The following is a 5,631-nucleotide window of genomic DNA, read 5'->3' on the forward strand; positions in this document are numbered from 1 at the left end:
GATAAGTATCTTCCGAGAAATCTTCGTGCCCCGGCGTATCAAGCAAATTAACCAGACATTTATTAAATGGAAACTGCATCACCGAGGTCGTTACCGAGATACCACGCTCCTTTTCCATTTCCATCCAATCAGACTTTGCATGCTGACCGCTTTTCTTCCCTTTCACGGTACCGGCTTTTTGAATCGCCGCGCCAAATAACAGGACTTTTTCAGTAATGGTGGTCTTACCCGCATCAGGGTGAGAAATAATCGCAAAGGTTCTACGCGTGGAGATTTCATCTGTTATTTGTGACATTAAGAATACTTACCTTAAGATTTCGGCATGCCAGTCCGAAAACCAGCCTTAATAAAAATTTCTGTGATTATAAACGTCTGAGTATTTTTTCGCAGCAAGAGAAAAATTTAGACTTGAAGGTCGACCGATAACTCTAGTGTCATTAATACGGCATTTTCTTTTCCTTGAGCAGCAGGATAATAATTTGGTCTCACACCAACCTCATTAAATCCTTCAGAGAAATATAAGTCGATTGCCTGGCGATTCGACTCTCTGACCTCAAGAAAAAATACATTTGCTTGCTTCTGTATCGCTTTAGATACCGTGTATTGAAGAAGCTTTCGACCAAAGCCTTTTCTCGCATATGCAGGATCAATGCATATATTCAGCAAGTGCGCTTCATCCAATACACATGAAACAAAAGCATAACCAATAAGCACCCCTGCCCGCTCTACGCCAAAACAGTCATCTTTGCCTAGAGAGGTCTCGAGCATTTTTTGACTCCAGGGTAAAGGGTAGGCTCGTCTTTCAATATTTAAGACCGCGTCTAAATCTGCTTTACATAAGTCTCGAAAGGAAATTGAAGTCAACTTACTCACCAAAGTAAGCACACAATTCTACCCAGGTGTCTGACTTGCGCTGCGGGAAACGAAGCATGTCGGCCAGGGAATGACTAAAAACGTTAAAGCTAAGAGCGGGTCTGGATGAAACTAGCTCGGCGTAGAATTTCTTCAGCTGCGGATACGCCGCCCCAAAATACAGAACACTCTTTACATCTTCAGCGCAATGGGAGTTGATCCAACTTGCCAGCAGAACAGGTAAATCCCCCCCTTGCTTACTTTGCAAGTTAAGAGAGCGGAACACCGGCCAACTGAACAGCTGTTGGAATTCTGGCTTATCATGCAGGTCATGCATGCCTGCTTTTGATTTAATTATATTTTTTAGCAGAGTCAGCTCTACTGGATGACTTGCCGGCTCCAAAGACTCAGAAATTATCAAACCATGACTGGTTCTATATAGAACCAGAGAAAAACTATCTAAGGCGCGATCACCAGATAATGAAGGCAAAGCACTAATATCAACACCTTCAGAATCTGCCTGATTTCTTCCTACAGGTGCTCGCGACTCAAGACTCTCTTGAACCGGCTCCTCACCATCGCTAGGACGAAGCCCACCCGATTTTAGAATATCCATGGCAGAGTGAGCTCTCTCTACCGCAGCCAAACTCTCCGTAACATTACGCTCTGGCGCAAGTGAATCCTGCAGAGCATGCTTTAAGTCTGATTCGCAGAGTTCTGTTATCGCGGGCTGAAAGAGGACTGTCTCAGGCGTCGGCGCAGCTCCGGAAAGCTTTGTTCGGGTATACCACTGGTGAACCCCCATCGCACTGAGGTGCGACTGCCTATCGGATAGCGCCAACATACTACTTATACATCGCCTTGCGGGTGCTGACGTGGGTCGTGACGCTCGAGCAGGTTAAGCGCATGCAAATAAGCCTTGGCAGAAGCAATGACAATATCGGTATCTGCACCTAAACCATTTACAATACGCCCGTCTTTCTCTAGCCGAACCGTTACCTCCCCTTGAGAGTCGGTTCCACTTGTGATGCTATTTACAGAATATAATTGCTGCGCAGCACCCGAGTTAACTATCTTCTCGATTGCCTTATAGGTTGCATCAACCGGGCCACTACCGTCTGACTCAGCAGACTTTTCCTCTCCATCGACGAGCAAAGTAACCTTTGAGACAGGCACAACACCTGTCTCGGAACACACTGACAAACAAACCAAGGAATAGAGATCGACCTGATCTAGAGATTTAGTCGAACTTACCAATGCATGCAGATCCTCATCAAATATCTCGTGTTTTTTATCTGCCAATTCTTTAAATGCTGCAAACGCCTGATTTAACTCAGTCTCAGACTCCAATGAAATTCCAAGCTCTTCTATTCTGGAACGAAATGCATTTCTGCCAGAGTGTTTACCTAGAACCAGACTATTAGTATGCCAGCCAACATCTTGAGCCTTCATAATTTCGTAAGTTTCTCGATGCTTCAATATACCATCCTGGTGAATGCCAGACTCATGCGCAAACGCATTTGCACCAACAATTGCTTTATTTGGCTGAACCGGGAAGCCAGTAATCGTCGACACTAACCGCGAGCAAGGCACGATCTGTGTAGAGTCGATATTTGTCGATAGGTCAAAAAAGTCAGATCGTGTACGAACTGCCATTACAACCTCTTCCAAAGAAGCATTTCCGGCTCGCTCACCCAATCCGTTAATAGTACATTCAATCTGGCGTGCACCATTGGTTACCGCAGACAAAGAGTTTGCAACAGCTAAGCCGAGATCATTGTGACAATGAACTGAGAAAATAGCTTTGTCTGAATTTGGAATTCGCTCGATAAGGTTTTTTATGGTTTCACCAAACTGCTCGGGAATCGCATAGCCCACCGTATCCGGGATATTTATTGTGGAAGCACCAGCATTAATCGCTTGCTCTATAATACGACAAAGAAAATCCAACTCTGAACGACCAGCATCTTCACATGAAAACTCGACATCATCTGTATAGCTTCGCGCTCTTTTTACTGCTCGCACAGCTTGCTCGACAACTGCATCCGGCTCCATTTGAAGCTTATACTTCATATGGATCGGAGAGGTTGCGATGAAGGTGTGAATACGCGACGCATTTGCTCCTCTTAAAGCTTCAGCAGCACGATCGATATCCTTATCCAATGCTCTGGATAGAGAACATATTCGAGAATCTACTATTGTATCAGCGATAGATTTAACCGACTCAAAGTCGCCCGGACTTGCAATCGCAAACCCCGCTTCAATAACATCAACACGCATCTTCTCAAGTGCACGAGCAATTCTCAATTTCTCTGCCTTGGTCATCGATGCACCGGGGCTTTGCTCGCCATCTCGTAGGGTCGTATCAAAGATAACAAGCTTATTTTTATCGGACATTCGCCGTGCTCCTAAATCAATATCCTAAAGAGTTTATCTAAGCTAATACAATACATTGCAGCTTATTAAATCAAACCGCTAACTATAGCGACAAGACCTAAGTTAAACAATGCTCAGTCAGTAAGAATTCACGTTATTTCGATATCTCTACAGAGTAGCGAGCCTATAGAGTGTCTAGAGTAAACAACCTAGTAAACTATCATATGCTCGATATTGCGAATTGGTCTATCAAATAAAGCAAAGACCATTGAACTTCTCGCGATTATAGACGAAAATTCGCGCTTCGCTTTGAACTTGTAATTTTAATTGGGGATACGTCAAGATGACGGCACAGAAAATACTATTTACCGCAGTAATTTTTCTTTTTAGTACGCTAGCGTCAGCGCTAGAAAAGAAAACAATTTGTACATGGGATCCAGTAGGGAAGAACGGCCCAGTAATGACTTTCTATTCAGATTTAAAGCCAAAAGCTATCGCATGGGGTTTAGATCTTGAGTTTATCGCTTATACCGATGAAAAAGTTGCTGCTAACGACTTCAAAGCTGGTGTATGTGACGGCGCTCACTTGAGTGCAATCCTATCACGTCAATTTGTTCCTTTCGCAGGGACACTTGATGCAATTGGCGGTATCACTTCCGACTCTGGTCTTGGTAAAATTCTTGCTACTCTTGCAAGCCCTAAGGCTGGCAAAATCATGACAAACGGTCAATATGAAGCAGTTGCTGCATGGCCTGTTGGCTCTATGTTCGCGTTCGTAAACGATAAGAACATCAATACAGTTGCAGACTTCAGCGGCAAGAAGATTTCAGTTCTTAATGAAGACCCACAGACTCACAAGCTTGCTAACATGGCCGGCGCATCACCTGTAGGCACTTCTTTGGCAACGTTCTCTGGCCAGTTCAACAACGGCAACATTGATATCCTTTTCATGCCAGCACTAGCTTACAACACTTTTGAGCTATACCACGGCCTTGGCGACAAAGGTGGCATTCTTGACTACCGTCTATATTACGGCATGCTTCAAACAATCACCAAGAAAGACAACTTCCCAGCAGACTTTGGTAACAAAATGCGTAAATACGTTGTTGGCCGCTTGAAAGCTATCAATAAACTAGTTGCTGATGCCGAAAAAGAAATACCAGCTAAGTACTGGATCAAAACTAACGAAGAGACTAAAAAAGAGCTAGTTAAGTTTAGCCGTGACATTCGTCTAGCACTTAAAGCTGAAGGTAAAATGGACCCTAAAGCGCTTAAGCTGCTTTGGAAAATCCGTTGTGCTGAAAACCCATCTGCAAGTGAGTGTGCAACTCCTGAATAGGCTAATAGCTTAGCAGATTATAAAAAGGCTCCTTTTAAGGGGCCTTTTTTATTATCAGTGCTTCTCTTTAGGTCTACAATAGCACCATTAGAGGAGCAAACTTATGTCTGACATTCAATATGGCACTAATGAGCCAGTAATATTCACTATGCTAATGACACCTGAAATGGCTAACTTTTCAGGTAACGTACACGGCGGCGCACTATTAAAGCTACTAGACCAGGTCGCTTATACCTGCGCATCACGCTATAGCGGCCATTACGCCGTCACCCTTTCTGTAGACCAAGTTAACTTTCGCCAACCGATTAAAATTGGCGAACTCGTCACCTTTTTATCTTCTGTAAACTACGTCGGACGCACGTCAATGGAAGTAGGCGTCAAAGTCGTTGCTGAAGATATTCACTCTCACGAGAAGCGCCATACCAACAGCTGCTATTTTACTATGGTAGCAATGGGTGAGGATGGAAAGCCCACAGAAGTTCCGCCACTCGACTTTAAAGCAGATAAGCAAAAACAGCGCTATATTGCAGCAAAAGTAAGAAGGGAGCTTCGTAAAGAACATGATCTGCGGCTGAAAGAGATTCACGATAAGTGGATCAGTAATACGGAACATATGACTGAAGAGCAGATCAACGTAGAGTTCGAGAAATACCGGCAAAGCTAAATACCATGCCGGTATAAAAACTCTGTTTTACGCGTGTTGCTTACAACAGCCAGCGTGAACACCTACATAATAAGCAGCGGCACCTGATTTACTTACTAACACGGTCAGATAGTAGCAAGTTTAATTCAGAGCTATAACTATTAACAAAAAACCCTTGAAGACGTATATCTCCAAGGTTTTTTCATATTTTCTAAATTTGCCTTTTCACCAGGCAATAAAAAACCCCAGTAGGACGACCTACTGGGGTTTCTAATAGAAGCCTGACGATGACCTACTCTCACATGGGACCTCCCACACTACCATCGGCGATGCTTCGTTTCACTTCTGAGTTCGGGATGGGATCAGGTGGTTCCAAAGCTCTATGGTCGTCAGACAAAACTTCGGTTGCTGATACTTGATC

General features: G+C 43.9%; 6 protein-coding genes and 1 rRNA gene. 2 read left to right on the plus strand and 5 right to left on the minus strand.

The window, feature by feature from the left end; genetic code table 11:
• The 4 genes from A3761_RS11470 to A3761_RS11485 form a co-directional block, all read right to left on the minus strand.
• Positions 1-295 (minus strand): GTP-binding protein (locus A3761_RS11470; protein WP_231881211.1); only part of this gene is annotated, 295 nt, incomplete at its 3' end.
• 107 nt (positions 296-402) lie between these two features.
• Entirely contained in the window at positions 403-885 is a 483-nt protein-coding gene (rimI, locus tag A3761_RS11475; protein ID WP_068553699.1) for a ribosomal protein S18-alanine N-acetyltransferase, read from the minus strand.
• Positions 866-1,696, minus strand: coding sequence for a hypothetical protein (locus A3761_RS11480; protein ID WP_068553698.1), 831 nt, complete (start codon positions 1,694-1,696; stop codon positions 866-868). The genes rimI and A3761_RS11480 overlap by 20 nt, the downstream gene beginning before the upstream one ends.
• A 5-nt stretch (positions 1,697-1,701) precedes the next feature.
• A complete protein-coding gene (locus A3761_RS11485) occupies positions 1,702-3,249 on the minus strand; it encodes a 2-isopropylmalate synthase (RefSeq protein WP_068553697.1) in 1,548 nt (515 codons plus the stop codon).
• A gap of 322 nt (positions 3,250-3,571) precedes the next feature.
• Here A3761_RS11485 and A3761_RS11490 point away from each other — a divergent pair, with 322 nt between their 5' ends.
• Together A3761_RS11490 and A3761_RS11495 are read left to right on the plus strand one after the other, a co-directional pair.
• Positions 3,572-4,567: a putative solute-binding protein gene (locus A3761_RS11490; RefSeq protein WP_068516429.1), complete on the plus strand. Its 996-nt coding sequence runs from the start codon at positions 3,572-3,574 to the stop codon at positions 4,565-4,567.
• Positions 4,568-4,670: 103 nt separating this feature from the next.
• On the plus strand, positions 4,671-5,231 hold the full coding sequence (locus A3761_RS11495; protein WP_197470060.1) for an acyl-CoA thioesterase: 561 nt from the start codon (positions 4,671-4,673) through the stop codon (positions 5,229-5,231).
• A gap of 258 nt (positions 5,232-5,489) precedes the next feature.
• Here the strand turns inward: A3761_RS11495 and rrf are convergent.
• Positions 5,490-5,604, minus strand: a 5S ribosomal RNA gene (rrf, locus tag A3761_RS11500).
• Positions 5,605-5,631 lie beyond the last annotated feature (27 nt).

Source organism: Oleiphilus sp. HI0123, from assembly GCF_001635315.1.